This window comes from Stenotrophomonas sp. GbtcB23 (genome assembly GCF_019091045.1).
Taxonomy (GTDB): Bacteria; Pseudomonadota; Gammaproteobacteria; order Xanthomonadales; family Xanthomonadaceae; genus Stenotrophomonas; species Stenotrophomonas rhizophila_A.
This window is the reverse complement of sequence record NZ_JAGXKC010000003.1, coordinates 80,870-96,499: the sequence shown is the minus strand read 5'-3', so window position 1 is coordinate 96,499 and position 15,630 is coordinate 80,870. Positions and strand designations below refer to the sequence as shown.

Sequence of the window (15,630 nt, the reverse complement as noted above, 5' to 3'; positions counted from 1 at the left end):
GCGCCCGGGAGGGCGGTGCATCAGCCATCTACCGTGTTGCCGCCGACGCTGCGATGTTCCCGCCTGTTCTCGGTAGTTGTACTTAGGGCTGCTACGTAGAACGGCCGTGGCTGGAAGGTGGCCGGGTCTGTCAGTGTTGTCCGGGAACGGGATGAAGCGTCCGGGAGCACGATATGCGTGGATGGAAGGCAGGTTCGGTGGCCGCAGTGCTCCTGCACTGTGTGGTGGCTGCGCCCGCACTGGCGCAGCAGGCAGTGCCTGACACCACGGCGCCGGCCCCGGCCGCATCCCGCCACGGCATGTTCAAGGACCCGCAGGACGGCCATTTCGACATGTCGCGCTGGCTGCTCGACCGCAAGGGCTTCCTGCCCGTGCCGGTGATCATCAGCGACCCCGCCGTGGGCTACGGCGGCGGCGTGGCCCTGGCGTTCTTCCACCGGCCGGAGGGCGCAGCGCTGGAACGCAATGCTGCCGATGGGCGCAAGCAGATGATCCCGCCAAATATCTACGGCGTAGCCGGGATGAAGACCGAGAACGGCAGCACGGCCTACGGGGCCGGCGCCATGCTGCACTTCAAGGACGACCGCTGGCGCTACACCGGCGGCGTTGCCAAGTCCTCGTTCAACCTGGACTTCTACACGCCGGGCAACCTGCTGCCGGAAGTGGGCATCGGCTACAGCTCCGACGGCTACATGGCGTTCCAGAAGATTGCCCGGCGCCTGGGCGACCAGTCGCTGTTCCTGGGCCTGCAATGGGTCTACATGGACCTGGACATCGGCTTCGACGTCGATTCGGACCGGCAGTACTTCAAGCCGCACGAGCTGAACCGGAAAACCTCCGGCCTTGGGCTGTCGCTGCAGTACGACCAGCGCGACAACTCGTTCACCCCCAACAGCGGTTGGCTGGGCATGCTGGAGGGCAATTTCTACGACGACGCCATCGGCAGCGACAACGACTTCCAGAGCTACCGCGCGCATGCGTTCGGCTACCTTCCGCTGGCCGACAAGCGAATGGTGCTGGGCGGGCGCGTGGACGTGCGCTGGGTGGGCGGCGACGTGCCGTTTTACCGGCTGCCGTACATCGACCTGCGCGGCATCGGCTCGGCCCGTTACCAGGACACGCGCGCTGCCACGGTGGAAACCGAACTGCGCTGGAACCTCACCCCGCGCTGGGCAGCCATTGGCTTCGTCGGAGCGGGGCGCACCTGGGGCGAGCACGTCAGCTTCTCCGGTGCTACCAGCCAGGTGGCCAAGGGCGTAGGCGGCCGTTACCTGATCGCGCGCCAGCTATGCCTCTACGTCGGCCTGGACTACGCCTTCGGCCCGGAAGATGACACCATCTATGTGCAGGTAGGCAGCGCGTGGCGTTGACGCCGTACGGACCAACGGTCCGTACCTACCGGCGGCGCCACGCCATGCATCCACGCCACGTACCAACCGTGGGCCGGCACACGGCCCCGGTAGGTACCGACCGTTGGTCGGCACACGGCCCCGGTAGGTACCGACCGTTGGTCGGTACACGCCCCCGGTAGGTACCGCCCGTTGGTCGGCACACGGCCCCGGTAGGTACCGACCGTTGGTCGGTACATGGCATCCGCAGCCAATACACCGAAGGGACAGAATTACTTAGCCGACATAAGTAGAAACACGGTGGTCGCCCCCCAGCCACGCAGGGATCATCCAAGGACCCGCCAAAGCGCTCCCGGAGAACCCGATGGCCACCGCCACCAAGAAGAAAAAGCCCAACATCCTGGTCATCTGGGGCGATGACATCGGCATCTCCAACCTGAGCTGCTACTCGCACGGGTTGATGGGCTACCAGACGCCAAACATCGACCGCATCGCCCGCGAAGGCATCATGTTCACCGACTCTTACGGTGAACAATCCTGCACGGCCGGCCGCTCCTCGTTCATCACCGGGCAGAGCGTGCTGCGCACCGGCCTGTCGAAGGTGGGCATACCCGGCGCGCCGATCGGCATGAACGAGAAGATCGTCACCATCGCCGCGTTGCTGAAGAACGAGGGCTACACCACCGGCCAGTTTGGCAAGAACCACCTGGGCGACCTGAACCACATGCTGCCGACCAACCACGGCTTCGATGAGTTCTACGGCAACCTGTACCACCTCAACGCCGAAGAAGAGCCGGAGATGTACGACTACTTCCCGGAAGACGAGTTCGGTGACTTCATCGCCACGGTCAAGCCGCGCGGGGTGATCCACAGCTTCGCCACCGACAAGGACGACACCACGGAGCAGCCGCGCTGGGGCAAGGTCGGCAAGCAGAAGATCGAAGACACCGGCCCGCTCAACCGCGAACGCATGGTCACCTGCGACGACGACTTTGCCGAACGCGCAAAGGGCTTCATCAAGCAGGCCACTGATGATGACACCCCGTTCTTCGCCTGGGTGAACTTCACCCACATGCACCTGATCACCCACACCAAGCCCGAAAGCCTGGGCCAGGCCGGTCGCTGGCAGTCGCCGTACCACGACACCATGATTGACCACGACAAGAACGTGGGTTCGCTATTGGATTACCTGGACGAACTGGGTATCGCCGACGACACCTTGGTGGTGTATTCCACCGACAACGGCCCGCACCGCAATTCGTGGCCGGACGGCGGCATGACCCCGTTCCGCAGCGAGAAGGACACCAATTGGGAAGGCGCTTTCCGCATCCCGCTGGTTGCGCGCTTCCCGGGGAAGATCAAGCCGGGCACCATTTCCACTGAAATCGTGCAGCACCACGACTGGCTGCCAACGTTCCTGGAAGTGGCGGGGAACAAGACCGTGGTGGACGACCTCAAGAAGGGCGTCAAGGCCATCGGGCGCACCTACAAGAACCACATCGACGGCGTGAGCCTGTGGCCCTACCTGACCGGCAAGGCCGACCATTCGCCACGCAAACTGTTCGTCTACATCTCAGACGACGGCGACACGCTGGGCATCCGCTACGACAACTGGAAGGTGACCTTCATCGAGCAGCGCTGCAAAGGGACCATGGCGGTCTGGGGCGAACCGTTCACCCCCATGCGCATCCCCAAGATCTACAACCTGCGCACCGATCCGTACGAGTTCGCCGATGTCACCTCGAATACCTACTGGGACTGGTACATCAACCACGTCTACATCGTATACGGCGCCATCGCGCTGCTGACCAAATTCAACGCGACCTTCGATGAGTTCCCCAAGATCCAGAAGCCCAACACCTTCACCGCCGACCAGGCAATCGAAAAACTGAACGACGCCGTCGCCGGAAAGTAGCGGACCTCTCGGTAGCGCCGACCGTTGGTCGGCCCCGACCACGTCACCCGGCGATGGAAAATCCACCGCCGGCAATCCACCCCATCACCACGAGATTGACCACCACGGCGACCCAGAAGGTGGTCTGGAACGAAGCCTTGCGATTCTTGTGGCGCAGGACGGCCTGCGCCAGAAGCCCGCCGGGCCATCCACCTAGCAACGCGATCACCTGCAGGGTGCTCTCGGGCGTGCGCCGCCGATCATGCTGGGCGGCGCTCTTGTCGTGCCAGTAAAACAGGAAGGTGAGGGCGCTCAGGCCCAGATATGTCACCACAATCCACGGTGGGCAGTAGCCCGCAAAGCTGGCAGCGGCCACGCCCGACAGGAACAGCAGTGCGATGGTGCGCCGGGGCAGCCTGTCGGGCCCGCCGTTGCCCTTGGTCGTGGTGCCGGCCCTGAGCCCATCACGCTGAAGCGCGAAACGTACATTGACCGCGTTGAGCCGGCCCTGCCCATCGCGCTGCACGTCGTAGGTGATCACATCATTCAGGGCAGGGCGCCGGTCGCGCGCGGCAAAGGCGCGGATATGCACGAAGCAGCGGTCGCCCCCACCATTGGGCTGCACGAAGCCGAAGCCGCGCGCGTCGTTCCATTCGCTGAGCCTGCCCTGTTGCCGCATGGCTCAAAGCGTATCCAGGAACGTACGCACCGCCGGCCCGAACCGCTCGAAATCCACCAAAAACGCATCATGCCCCTGAGGCGAGTCCAGCCCGATGAACTGCGCATCGGCACCGCCGGCGCGCAGCCCGTCGGCGATCTGCTGCTGTTGCTGCACCGGGAACAGGATGTCGGTGTTGGCGCCGATGGCCAGGGCCTTGTCCACTTTGATGCTGGCCAGGCCGGCCATGACATCGCCGTCGGCGTATTCGGCCAGGTCGAACCAGTCCATCGAACGGCTCAGGTAGAGATAGCAGTTCGGGTCGAAGAAGCGCACGAAGCGGCGCGCGTGGCCTTCGAGGTAGCTCTCCACCTGGAATTCCAGGCCAAACGGATCGTCATCGGCCTGGTCCGAGTCCAGCCGCACGCGGCCGAAGCGACCATCCCACTCGAGCGCGGAGCGGTAGGTGATCACCCCCAACTTGCGCGCCATGCGCATGCCCGATTCCGGGTAGTGCTGGTCGGTGTACTGGCCGCCGTTCCACTGCGGGTCGAGGCGGATCGCTTCACGCTGCAGCGAGCGGATGGCGATGGAGAACGGCAACGCCTGTGCGCTGCCGGAAATATTGATGTGGCTGCGCGCGATGCCCGGGTGCAGCAGCAGAACCGCAAGCGCGGTCATGCCGCCCATGGAATTGCCTACCACGCAGGCAAGCTGGGTGATGCCCAGCGCCTTCACCACGTCCACGGCGGCGCGCGCGCCATCTTCGATGGACAGCTCCGGGAAATTGAGCCGGTACAGTTCGCCGGTGGCGGGGTTGATGGTGGCCGGCCCCGTTGAGCCCTTGCAGCTGCCAAGCGAGTTCACGCACACCACGAACCAGCGGTCGGTATCGATCGCCTTGCCCGGGCCAAGCATGCCTTCCCACCAGCCGGCCGCTGGGTTGCCGTCATTGGCGGCGGCATGCGCGTCGGGCGACAGGCCGGTGACGATCAGCACGGCATTGCTGGCATCGGCGTTGAGCGTGCCCCAGGTCTCGTAGGCCACATGCGCGCCTGGCAGCTGCCCACCGCGTTTGAACGCGAAGGGCGAGGGCAGGGCGTGGTAGCGGGTGCCGGGCGGGATGAATTCAGTCATGGGGCCATTCTAACCGGGCAGGTCAACGGCGCCGTGTCACGGCTGGGACGCTTCGTACCGGCCTGGCGCCCATCGAAATCCATCCACGCAGGGCGAGATCTACAGGACCAATCGGATCGTGCCCTTGTGCGGCAACGTCACGCGCACCGGCTTCGAATCCACATCGCCGTCCTGCCGGCTGGCGGTGCCCGAGGCCGAAAGGCGCGCGAACACCTCCACGTCCTTCAGCGAGGACAGCTTCGCCGTCGGCATCGGGCTGTCGGCGTCGTCCAGGCGGATCTTCAATGGCAGTGCCGTTGCCGGATGCTTCTCCACCGCCACCGGCATCGGCGGCCCACCGGGCCCCCGTGCGATCACGAATACCTGCGTGCCGGCGGGCAAGGCCTTGCCCGCCGATGCCGGATCCAGCGTCACCTCGATATCCAGCCCCACCGATGGCGCATCAGCGCCCGCCGGCGCCGGCATCCCCGCCTTCTCCCGCGCAATCGCAATCTGCTCGCGCAGCGCTGCGGCCGCCGCCGGTTCAAGGCGGGGAAGCAGTGCCTCCCACGTAGCGGCCGCTTCAGCATCCTGCCCGCGCTGGCGCTGGGCTATGCCGATCAGCCAGCCCGCACGCTCGCTGGCCGGGTCCACTTGTTGCGCATGCTTCAACCACTGCAATGCGGTGTCATCGAACTGCTTGCCCGCATCGCCCTGCGCACGCGCCTGCGCCGCTTCCACCAGCAGTGGCGCTTCATCGGGGGCGAGCGCAACAGCGCGGGCAAACGCCTGATTCGCTTTTTCGGTGTTGCCCAGCGCCAACTCGGAACGACCCAGCAATGCCCAGCCATCAGCGCGCTGCGGTTCCCGTTCCAGCGCCTGCTCCAGCTCGCGCACCCCCTGCTGCAGCGTGGCCGGGCCCCCGTCGGCGACAACATCCACGGCCTTCGGCGTGCCCACCAACAGGTACAGCGCCACGCCGGCCACGCCGATGGCGATAACCGCCGCCACGAACGGTGCGCGCTTCCCGCTGCTGCGCAGCGGCCACAGCACCACCATCGCCACCACGGCGGCACACAGCCCGGCAATCACCTGCATCCATTCGCTCACCAGCGTTCCTCGCTTTCGCCCATGGGCTGCACCTGGCGGCTGCGCCGGCGTACCACCCACACAAGCACCCCGGCACCGCCGAGCACCAGCACCAGCGGGCCGAACCAGAGCAGGCTGTTGCGCGTGTCCATGGTGGGGCGATACAGCACGAACTCGCCGTAGCGCTCCACCAGGAACTGCTTGATATGCGCATCGCTGTTGCCCTGCTGCATCAGCGTGAGCACTTCGCGGCGCAGGTCATGTGCGATCTGTGCGTTGGAATCGGCCAGCGATTGGTTCTGGCACTGCACGCAGCGCAGTTCGGCGGCCAGCGCATGGAAGCGCGCTTCTTCTTCCGCGCTGCGGTACCGCAGCGGGGTCGGGTCGGACACGGCCTGGGCCTGCACCGCCAGCGGCAGCAGCAGCGCGGCGGCCAACCCCACGGCGTGCAGCACGCCGCGCAGCTTACGGCGAGGCGGGCAGGGCACGTTGCGATTGTGCATTGGCACGCTCCAGCTTTTCCAGCTCGGGCAGCAGTCTCGTATCGATCACACGCTGGGTAAGCGCGCCGCTGTATTTCCAGCGCACCACGCCGCTGGCGTCGACCAGGAAGGTTTCCGGCGCGGCGGTTACGCCCCAGTCGATGGCGGTTCGGCCTTCGATGTCGCTCAGCACCAGCACGAACGGGTTGCCCAGCTGTTCCAGCCAACGCAGCGCATCGGCCGGTTCGTCCTTCCAGTTGTATCCGATCACGCGCACGCGCTTGGTTTCGGCAAACCGGGTCAGGATCGGGTGTTCCTCGCGGCAGGCCGCGCACCAGCTACCCCACACATTGAGCACGTACGGAGCGCCGCGCAGTTCGCTGCTGTGCACGGTGATGGACGGGTCGTGCAGGACCGGCAGCGCGAACGCCGGCGCGGGCTTGCCGATCAGCGCCGAGGGCAGGATGTCGCGGTCCGGCGCGCCGGACTTCATCACCCCGTACACCATCAGCCCGAGCAGCCCGAAGAAGAACAGCACCCCGATGACGATGGCGACCGGAGGCAGCGGGCGGGAGGCGGGGCGGGGATCGGACACGGTACTACTCCTGGAAACGACGGAAGCGGCGGTCGGCGGCGGTGACGAAGCCGCCCAGCGCCATCAGCAATGCGCCCAGCCAGACCCAGCGAACGAAGGGTTTGATATGCACGCGCACGGCCCATGCATTGTTGCCCAGCGGCTCGCCCAGCGCCACGTAGACATCGCCCCGCACGCGCGCATGGATGCCGGCTTCGGTCATCATCTGCCCGCCGCTGGCGTAGGCGCGTTTTTCAGGGTGCAGCAGGGCCAGTTCGCGCCCGCCCTGCAGCACACGCACATGGCCGCGGTCGGACACGTAGTTGGGGCCCTCCTGGTGGTCCACGCCTTCAAAGCGCAGGGTGTAACCGCTCACCTCCAGGTCCTGCCCGGGGCTCAACGCCACTTCGCGCTGCACGTTCAGGGCTTCCACCAGCAACGCGCCGACCAGGAATACCGCCACGCCGGTATGGGCCAGCAGCATGCCGACCATTTCGGCGTTGAAGCGGCCGTTGCCACGCACGCGGGTCCAGATGAAACGTGCGGTGCCCAAGGCCACCCACGCCGCCGCAGCCACGCCGGCGGCCGCCTTGAGCTTGCCCTGGGGGGCCACGAACCAGGCGAGCACGCCCAGCAGCAGGGCCAACCCAGCCCACGGCGCCAGCAGCGCCAGCCGCTTCGAGGCCTGGTCGCGCTGCCAGTTCACCAGCGGCCCGAACGGCAGCAGCGCCACCAGCGGCGCCATCAGCACGATGAACAGGGTGCCGAAGTAAGGCGGGCCCACCGAGACCTTGCCCAGCCCCAGCGCATCGGCCAGCAACGGATACAGGGTGCCCAGCAGCACCATGGCGCAGGCGCCGGCCAGCAGCAGGTTGTTGGCCAGCAGCAGGGTTTCGCGCGAGGTGGGCATGAAGCCACGGCGTGGATCATCGCTGCCCAGTGCACCGGCGCGCAGCGCATAGAGCAGCAGCGCCGCACCGATCACCAAAGCCAGGAAGACCAGGATGAAGGCGCCACGCGAGGGATCGGCGGCGAACGAGTGCACGCTGGTGAGTACGCCCGAGCGCACCAGGAACGCGCCCAACAGGGACAGCGCGAAGGCGGCGATGGCCAGCAGCAGCGTCCAGCTGGCGAAGCTGCCGCGTTTTTCAGTCACGGCCTGCGAATGGATCAGGGCGGCGCCGGCGAGCCACGGCATGAAGCTGGCATTTTCCACCGGGTCCCAGAACCACCAGCCGCCCCAGCCCAGTTCGTAGTACGCCCACCAGCTGCCGAGCGCGATGCCCAGGGTGAGAAAGCCCCAGGCAACATTGGTCCACGGCCGGGTCCAACGCAGCCAGCGCGCATCCACATGGCCATCCAGCAGCGCGGCGATGGCAAACGCAAACGGCACCGCGAAGCCCACGTAGCCGATGTACAGCATCGGCGGGTGGATGATCAGCCCGGGGTCCTGCAGCAGCGGGTTGAGGTCGCGGCCTTCCAGCGGTGCCGGGAGCAGCCGCGCGAACGGATTGGAGGTGAAGAACAGGAAGGCGATGAAGCCCAGGCTGATGATGCCCATCACCCCCAGCACGCGCGCGCGCACGGTGTCTGGCAGGCGCTTGGACCACAGCGCTACCGCGCCGCCCCACAGCGCCAGTACCAGCACCCACATCAACAGTGAGCCTTCGTGCGCGCCCCAGACGGCCGAATAGCGATACGCCAGCGGCAGCAGGGTATTGGAGTTTTCGGCCACGTAGCGCACCGAGAAATCCTGCTGCACGAAGGCGACGGTCAGCAGCGCGAATGCGCCGGCCACCAGCGCCAGCTGTGCGAAGGCGGCCGGCACGGCCACGGCCATCCACGCACCGCGCCCGCGCTGCGCGCCCCACAGCGGCAGCACCGCCTGCAGCAGGGCGGCCAGCAGCGCACAGACCAGCAGTACCTGCCCCAGCTCAGGCAGCACTCAGCGTGTCTCCACGGCCGGCACCGGCACGTCGTGCTTGGTGTGGGCCGCGCCCATCTTGTCGGCCACTTCCTTGGGAATGTAGTTCTCGTCGTGCTTGGCCAGCACTTCATCGGCCACGAACACGCCGTTCTTCAGAGTGCCCAGCGCGACCACGGCCGAATCTTCGCGGAACATGTCCGGCAGGATCCGCGAGGTGGTCACCGGCAGCGTGGCATCGCCATCGGTCACCACGAAGTGGGCCTCCAGCGAGCCTTCGGCGCGCTGGAACGAGCCTTTGACCACCATGCCGCCGAGGCGGAAATTGGATTGGGTGCCCTGTTCGCCGCGCAGCACTTCCGAAGGCGTGTACAGATAGGCGATGTTGCGCTGGAGCGCGAACGCCACCAGCGTGGTGGCAAGACCGGATGCAAGCAGGAGCAGCAGCACCCAGACCAGGCGACGGCGCTGTACCGGCGTCATCGGCTCAGCTCCGTGGCCAGCGGCGTGCCCGGCGTGCGCTGGTCGCGCGCGGCCTGGCGCTGCTGGCGCTGAAGGGCCTGGCGACGCGCGCTGCGCAGGCGCAGCCAGGAACCCAGCGCGTCGGCCGCCAGCACCAGCACGAACACCGCGTACGCGGCGGCAATGAACCCGACATGCGTCATCGTTGCAGCTCCCCGGCAGGCTCGGTGCCCAGGCGTTGCGCCACCCAGGCCTTGCCGGCTTCGCGGCTGAGGTTGTCGGCGCGGGCCTTGGCCAGTAGCGAGCCGACAAACCACAACTTGGTTGCCACCACCATCCACCATAGCGGCGCGATCAGCTCCGGGCGCACGGCGTTGTCGCCAAACACGTTCACCGACTGGCGCTGGTGCAGGCCACCCCACCAGTCCACCGAGTAGCGGATGATCGGCAGCAGGCCCACGCCGACGATGGCCAGCAGGCCCGCGGCCCGCGCGGCACTGCGGCGGTCTTCAATGGCGTGGTACAGGCCGATCACGCCCAGGTACAGGAACAGCAGGATCAGTTCGCTGGTCATGCGCGGGTCCCAATCCCACCACGTGCCCCAGGTGCCTTTGCCCCAGATGCTGCCGGTGAGCAGGGTGATGAGGGTGAAGCCGGCGCCCATCGGCGCGCAGGCCATGGCCAGGATTTCGCAGATCTTGATCCGCCAGACCAGCGCGATGGCCGAATACAGTGCCATCAAGGCGAACACGAACAGGCTCATCCACGCGCTGGGCACGTGGATGTAGATGATGCGGAAGGCGTCGCCCTGGGTCTGCTCGGCCGGCACCACGAAGATGCCCTGCCAGATGCCGATCAGCAGCACCGGCAGCGCGGCGATGGTGAACACACGCGACCAGCGCGACGCAAAGCGGTCGAAGGTGGGGGGCGAACCGAGTTGGTGGAACCAGCGGACAAGGCTATTCATGCAGCGATGGCTATCCAGCTAGAAAGCAACAAACACGTAGTGACACGCCATGCGTGTCATGACGAACGAAGCAGCGCAATCCACTTGCACATCAACTCAATGAAATCCTGATGGCCGCAGCAGTCGCCAACGGCGCCAACACCAGCGCCACCACCAACCCGGCACCCAGCAGCAGCAACGCCCCCACCGGATCCTGCCCGCGCGCGGCGGCCGCCACACTGCCTGCACCAAACACCAGCACCGGCACGAACAGCGGCAACGCCAGCAACGCCACGAGAATACCAGAGCGACGGATGCTCACTGTCAGCGCTGCCACCACCCCGCCGATCAGGCTGAGCAGCGGCGTGCCGAGCAGCAACGATGCCAGCAATATCGGCAGTTGGTCATGTGGCAGATGCAGCATTTCGGCCAGCAGCGGTGCCACCACGATCATCGGCAGGGCGGTGGTGGCCCAGTGCACCAGCACCCGCACCAGCACCAGCCAGGCCAGCGGCACCGGCGCCAGCAGCCACTGTTCCAGCGAGCCATCCTCGGCGTCGCTGCGGAACAGGCTGTCCAGCGACAGCTGCCCGGCCAGCAGCACCGCCAGCCACAGCACCGCAGCGGCCACCTGCGCCATCAGCGGCGGATCGCGGCCCAGCGCCAGCGCAAACAGCACCACCACCAGCAGCGCGAACAGCAGCGGCTGCAGCGCATCGCCGCGGCGGCGCCACAGCAGGCGCAGGTCGCGCCCGGCCAGGGCGCGTGCGGTCTGCCACAGGCCGGGTTCGGTACCAGGTGCGATCATGCGCGCACCTCCGGCAGTGCCGGGCTCTGCCCGGCCACGGGCTGCCCGGCACTCCCCAGATGCACCAGCCGGGTCCGCACCGGCGGCGCGGCATACGCACCGTGCGTGGTGACCAGGGCCGCCCCGCCGCTGCGCAGGTGCGCAGAAATCATCCGGTTCACCAGGTTGATGCCGTCCAGGTCCAGGTTCGCGTACGGCTCGTCCAGCAGCCACAGCGGCGCCGGCGACAGCCAGATGCGGGCCAGCGCCAGCCGCCGCTTCTGCCCGGCCGACAGTTGCCGCACCAAGGTGTTCTCAAAGCCAGCCAGGCCCACGATGGCCAGCGCGTTGCCTGGCATCTGCCGCGCGCGCCGGCCGTGCAGGCCGCACAGGAAATTCAGGTTCTCCAGCGTGTCCAGGTCCGGCTTGAGGCCGGGCAGGTGGCTCAGGTACGCCACGAACTGGGCGCGCTCGCGGTGCCCGGCCGGGCGCCCATCGATCTGGATCGTCCCGCTGCCCGGGCGCAGCAGCCCGGCCAGCACCCGCAGCAGGGTGGTCTTGCCGGCGCCGTTGTCGCCCTGCACCAGCAGCGCCTCACCCGCATCGACCTGGAGGTCAAGCGGCCCGAACACCGGTTCATCGTTGCGACTGAAGGCCAGGCCATGCGCGGCCAGCAACGGAGGGGTATTCGAAGAATTCAGCATCGGCGCAGTGTACCGGCGGATCGATCCCGAACCCAATGGCCGAGGCCTCGGCCTCCAGATTTCGTACACTTCGGGGTCTCCGCCTTTGATCCCCCGGTTGCCGATGAACCCCCAGACCAAGCTGCCCAAGGTGGGCACCACCATTTTCACCGTGATGTCCCAGCTGGCGGCCGAACACGGCGCCGTGAACCTGGGTCAGGGGTTCCCGGATTTTTCAGCCCCGCAGCGCCTGATCGATGAAACTGTCAAGGCCATGCATGGCGGCCTGAACCAGTACCCGCCGATGACCGGCGTGGCCCCGCTGCGCCAGGCCGTTGCCCAGAAGTCGCTGGACCTGTATGGCGCCCAGATCGACCCCGACACCGAAATCACCGTCACCAGCGGCGCCACCGAGGCGATCTTCAACGCCATCCACGCCGTGGTCCGCCCCGGCGAGGAAGTGATCGTGCTGGACCCGGCGTACGACTGCTACGAACCGGCCATCGACCTGGCCGGCGCCCGCGCCGTGCACGTCCCGCTGGACCCGCAGACCTTCGCGGTCGACTGGGACCGCGTGCGCGCCGCCATTACCCCGCGCACCCGCCTGCTGATGGTCAACACCCCGCACAACCCGTCCGGCGCCATGCTCACCGCCGATGACATGCAGGCCTTGGCCGACGTGCTGCGCGGCACCGGTATCTACCTGATTTCCGACGAAGTCTACGAACACATCATCTACGACGGCCGCCGCCACGAATCGGCGCTGCGCTACCCGGAACTGCGCGAGCGCGCCTTCGTCATTTCCAGCTTTGGCAAGACCTACCACTGCACCGGCTGGAAGATCGGCTATGCGGTGGCACCGCCGGCGATGACGGCGGAATTCCGCAAGGTGCACCAGTACAACACCTTCACCAGCTTCGGCCCGGCCCAGTACGGTTTCGCCGCGATGATCCGCGATGAGCCGGAACACCACCTGGAACTGGGCGCGTTCTACCAGGCCAAGCGCGATGCGTTCCGCGAGCAGCTGCTCACCACGCGCCTGAAGCCGCTGCCGGTGCCGGGCGGGTACTTCCAGCTGGTGGACTATTCGGCCATCAGCGACCTGCCGGACCATGAGTTCGTGAAGTGGCTGACCATCGAAAAGGGCGTGGCCGCCATTCCGCTGTCGCCGTTCTACGAAACGGCGCCGGAAGGCCAGCGCCTGGTGCGGCTGTGCTTTGCCAAGAACGACGCCACGCTCAGCGCGGCGATCGAACGCCTGCAGGTGCTGTGATGGGCGCCGCCAACCGTCCCGATCTGCGCATCAGTCTGGTCCAAGGGGACACGCGCTGGCACGACCCCGAGGGCAACCGCGAATACTACGGCGCGCTGCTGGCGCCGCTGGCCGGGCAGACCGATCTGGTGATCCTGCCGGAAACCTTCACCAGCGGTTTTTCCAATGACGCGATCTTCCGTGCCGAAGGCATGGACGGCCCCACCGTGGACTGGATCCGCGAGCAGGCGGCGCGGCTGGGCGCAGCGGTGACCGGCAGCGTGCAGCTGCGGGTGGGCGAGGGCGTGTACAACCGGCTGCTGTGGGCTACGCCGGATGGTGGGCTGGAGTATTACGACAAGCGCCATCTGTTCCGCTACGGCAACGAGCACCTGCGCTATGCCGCCGGTAATGAACGGCTGAGCGTGGAATGGAAAGGCTGGCGGATCAATCCGCAGGTCTGCTACGACCTGCGCTTCCCGGTGTTCTGCCGCAACCGCTACAACGTGGAGCGTGCCGACGACCTGGATTTCGACCTGCAGATCTTCGTGGCCAACTGGCCCTCGGCGCGTGCGTATCCCTGGCGCACCCTGCTGCGCGCGCGAGCGATTGAAAACCTGTGCTACGTCGCGGCGGTCAACCGCGTGGGCGTGGACGGCAACGACCTGCATTACGCCGGCGACAGCGCGGTGATCGATTTCCTCGGGCAGCCGCAGGTGGAGATCCGCGAGCGCGAGCAGGTGGTCACCACCACCATTTCCGCTGCGGCGCTCGCCGCGCACCGCGCCCGCTTCCCGGCGATGCTGGACGCAGACACCTTTACCCTGGGCTGACCCGTACATCGATCGGCATTGCGGCGGCCGTTGGCGGGCGGTAGGTGAATGGCGATTGCATGCCGTGGAAGGGCCTCATGCCGGCGCGACGCCGGCACTGCTAGATTCGGCTCAGTTCCCACTCCGCACGAGCGCACCGCTATGAAGAAGCTTTCCCTGGCCCTGTTCGCCCTTGCCAGCATGGCCGCGGTTCCGGCCGCGCAGGCCGCCGGCAACATCGACTGCGAACTGCATTACTCCCTGGCCGGTTGGTCGGTGATCTACAAGACCGCCTCGGGCACGGGCACGATCACCTGCGACAACGGTGCGCGCATTCCGGTCAAGATCAGCGTCAAGGGCGGCGGCCTGACCGTTGGCAAGTCCAAGATCACCGATGGCAAGGGCAGATTCTCCGGCGCCTATTCGGTCGACGACCTGATCGGCTCCTACGCCGCCGTCGAAGCCCACGCCGGCGCGGACAAATCCAGCAGCGCGCAGGTCGTCACCAAAGGCGACGTATCGCTCGCCCTGGCAGGCACCGGCAAGGGCTGGGACCTCGGCGTAGCCGGCAGCCGCTTCACCATCGAACGCCGCTGACCCATCACGCCCCAAAAACACCCACCGCACCGACACTATCTCCGCCTGCGGGGGCTACGCGAGGGGTGAATCCATGTCGCTTCAAACCAGCACGCGCGCGAACCGGTTCACGCGCCTTGGCTTCAACGGCCAGCTGCACGAACCTGCCGTCTACTGGCAGATCCTGGGCAACGGCCGCCGTGTGTACAACCCGGTATTGCACCGCTTCCATAGTCCTGACCGGCTCAGCCCGTTCGGCCGCGGGGGAATCAACGCCTACGCCTACTGTGGCGGCGATCCGCTCAACTACGGCGACCCCAGCGGGCAGTTCGCGCTGCCGGTGATGCTGCTGGGCCTGGTGGCAGGCGTAGGCGGGGCGGGCATCGCGGCATCGGCCGGCGCAGGCGACCGCGATGACGGCGGCAGCAGCGCACTTCCGTGGATCATCGGTGGCGCGATCGCAGCGGTAGGGTTGATGGCTGGCGTGGGCATGGCCGGGCGCTATCAGCGGATGCATCTCAACAGGCCCGGTCCAGGCACGTCAGCCGCATCCTGGCGGAATCCGGTCGCGCGCACCGCACCGGCGGCGCCGCGCACTCCAGCGCGGGCAACGCCTGCAACTGCGCAAGGTGCGGCGCCGACACTTTCGCCGGCGGACGCCACGGGCGTCATCCATCGCGACAAGACCGGCATGGTGATGAAGCGCATGGGCGACCTTCCATCGCCGGTCCAGGACAGGATCGTCGAAATCCGTCAATTCGGGCCGCGCGGAACCACCCCGGACCCTTCAAAGGTGGGAATCTCCAAACGATTCGATAACCCCAAAGGGCTGCTTCCGCCCGACCGTACCGGCAACTTCTATCACCGTTATCCGGTGATGTGGGGCAAAGGGCACCCCTACGAAAACTGGCGCATCGTGACCGGCGGCAGCCGCAACGGCGGTATCCATGCCGTCTTCGTCACGCCCGACCACGATGCTACGTACTTCAAGATTGCCGATTGGAGCTGGAACCGATAGCGACGAAA

The 15,630-nt window shown here is 66.8% G+C and carries 17 protein-coding genes; 6 read left to right on the top strand and 11 right to left on the bottom strand.

Annotated features, from left to right (window positions below; all coding sequences use genetic code 11):
* Positions 1-197: 197 nt before the first annotated feature.
* Positions 198-1,370, top strand: a complete 1,173-nt coding sequence (locus tag KVS69_RS02225; protein WP_345776786.1) for a BamA/TamA family outer membrane protein — start codon at positions 198-200, stop codon at positions 1,368-1,370.
* A gap of 343 nt (positions 1,371-1,713) precedes the next feature.
* Positions 1,714-3,264 (top strand): arylsulfatase, encoded by a 1,551-nt coding sequence (locus KVS69_RS02220; RefSeq protein ID WP_217536258.1) that lies wholly within the window; start codon positions 1,714-1,716, stop codon positions 3,262-3,264.
* A gap of 43 nt (positions 3,265-3,307) precedes the next feature.
* Here KVS69_RS02220 and KVS69_RS02215 read toward each other — a convergent pair whose 3' ends face one another.
* The 11 genes from KVS69_RS02215 to ccmA all read right to left on the bottom strand — a co-directional run bounded on the left by KVS69_RS02215 (position 3,308) and on the right by ccmA (position 11,985).
* Entirely contained in the window at positions 3,308-3,922 is a 615-nt protein-coding gene (locus KVS69_RS02215; RefSeq protein WP_217536255.1) for a DUF1294 domain-containing protein, read from the bottom strand.
* Between the two features lie 3 nt (positions 3,923-3,925).
* Positions 3,926-5,038 (bottom strand): homoserine O-acetyltransferase, encoded by a 1,113-nt coding sequence (locus KVS69_RS02210; RefSeq protein WP_217536250.1) that lies wholly within the window; start codon positions 5,036-5,038, stop codon positions 3,926-3,928.
* A 99-nt stretch (positions 5,039-5,137) separates the two neighbouring features.
* Positions 5,138-6,130 (bottom strand): cytochrome C biogenesis protein, encoded by a 993-nt coding sequence (locus KVS69_RS02205; protein WP_217536520.1) that lies wholly within the window; start codon positions 6,128-6,130, stop codon positions 5,138-5,140.
* Positions 6,124-6,615 carry a cytochrome c-type biogenesis protein gene (locus KVS69_RS02200; protein ID WP_345776785.1) on the bottom strand — a complete coding sequence of 164 codons (492 nt, stop codon included), beginning with the start codon at positions 6,613-6,615 and terminating at the stop codon, positions 6,124-6,126. Before KVS69_RS02200 ends, KVS69_RS02205 begins: the two co-directional genes overlap by 7 nt.
* Positions 6,572-7,183, bottom strand: a complete 612-nt coding sequence (locus KVS69_RS02195) for a DsbE family thiol:disulfide interchange protein (RefSeq protein WP_217536245.1) — start codon at positions 7,181-7,183, stop codon at positions 6,572-6,574. The genes KVS69_RS02200 and KVS69_RS02195 overlap by 44 nt, the downstream gene beginning before the upstream one ends.
* 4 nt (positions 7,184-7,187) lie before the next feature.
* Positions 7,188-9,107, bottom strand: coding sequence for a heme lyase CcmF/NrfE family subunit (locus KVS69_RS02190; protein WP_217536243.1), 1,920 nt, complete (start codon positions 9,105-9,107; stop codon positions 7,188-7,190).
* A complete protein-coding gene (gene ccmE, locus KVS69_RS02185) occupies positions 9,108-9,569 on the bottom strand; it encodes a cytochrome c maturation protein CcmE (RefSeq protein ID WP_093532488.1) in 462 nt (153 codons plus the stop codon). It lies immediately after the preceding gene.
* Positions 9,566-9,751 (bottom strand): heme exporter protein CcmD, encoded by a 186-nt coding sequence (ccmD, locus tag KVS69_RS02180; RefSeq protein WP_093532489.1) that lies wholly within the window; start codon positions 9,749-9,751, stop codon positions 9,566-9,568. The genes ccmE and ccmD overlap by 4 nt, the downstream gene beginning before the upstream one ends.
* Positions 9,748-10,515: a heme ABC transporter permease CcmC gene (gene ccmC / locus KVS69_RS02175; protein ID WP_184126619.1), complete on the bottom strand. Its 768-nt coding sequence runs from the start codon at positions 10,513-10,515 to the stop codon at positions 9,748-9,750. The genes ccmD and ccmC overlap by 4 nt, the downstream gene beginning before the upstream one ends.
* A 91-nt stretch (positions 10,516-10,606) precedes the next feature.
* Positions 10,607-11,302, bottom strand: coding sequence for a heme exporter protein CcmB (ccmB, locus tag KVS69_RS02170; RefSeq protein WP_217536241.1), 696 nt, complete (start codon positions 11,300-11,302; stop codon positions 10,607-10,609).
* On the bottom strand, positions 11,299-11,985 hold the full coding sequence (ccmA, locus tag KVS69_RS02165; protein WP_217536237.1) for a heme ABC exporter ATP-binding protein CcmA: 687 nt from the start codon (positions 11,983-11,985) through the stop codon (positions 11,299-11,301). The genes ccmB and ccmA overlap by 4 nt, the downstream gene beginning before the upstream one ends.
* 103 nt (positions 11,986-12,088) lie before the next feature.
* Between ccmA and KVS69_RS02160 the strand changes: the two genes are divergently transcribed.
* The 4 genes from KVS69_RS02160 (at position 12,089) to KVS69_RS02145 (ending at position 15,622) form a co-directional block, all read left to right on the top strand.
* The gene (locus KVS69_RS02160; RefSeq protein WP_217536235.1) at positions 12,089-13,237 is read left to right on the top strand and encodes a pyridoxal phosphate-dependent aminotransferase; all 1,149 of its coding nucleotides are present in this window, start codon (positions 12,089-12,091) and stop codon (positions 13,235-13,237) included.
* Entirely contained in the window at positions 13,237-14,049 is an 813-nt protein-coding gene (locus tag KVS69_RS02155) for an amidohydrolase (RefSeq protein WP_217536233.1), read from the top strand. The genes KVS69_RS02160 and KVS69_RS02155 overlap by 1 nt, the downstream gene beginning before the upstream one ends.
* 141 nt (positions 14,050-14,190) lie before the next feature.
* Entirely contained in the window at positions 14,191-14,625 is a 435-nt protein-coding gene (locus KVS69_RS02150) for a hypothetical protein (RefSeq protein ID WP_093532495.1), read from the top strand.
* A gap of 73 nt (positions 14,626-14,698) precedes the next feature.
* Positions 14,699-15,622, top strand: coding sequence for an RHS repeat-associated core domain-containing protein (locus KVS69_RS02145; RefSeq protein ID WP_217536224.1), 924 nt, complete (start codon positions 14,699-14,701; stop codon positions 15,620-15,622).
* Positions 15,623-15,630 lie beyond the last annotated feature (8 nt).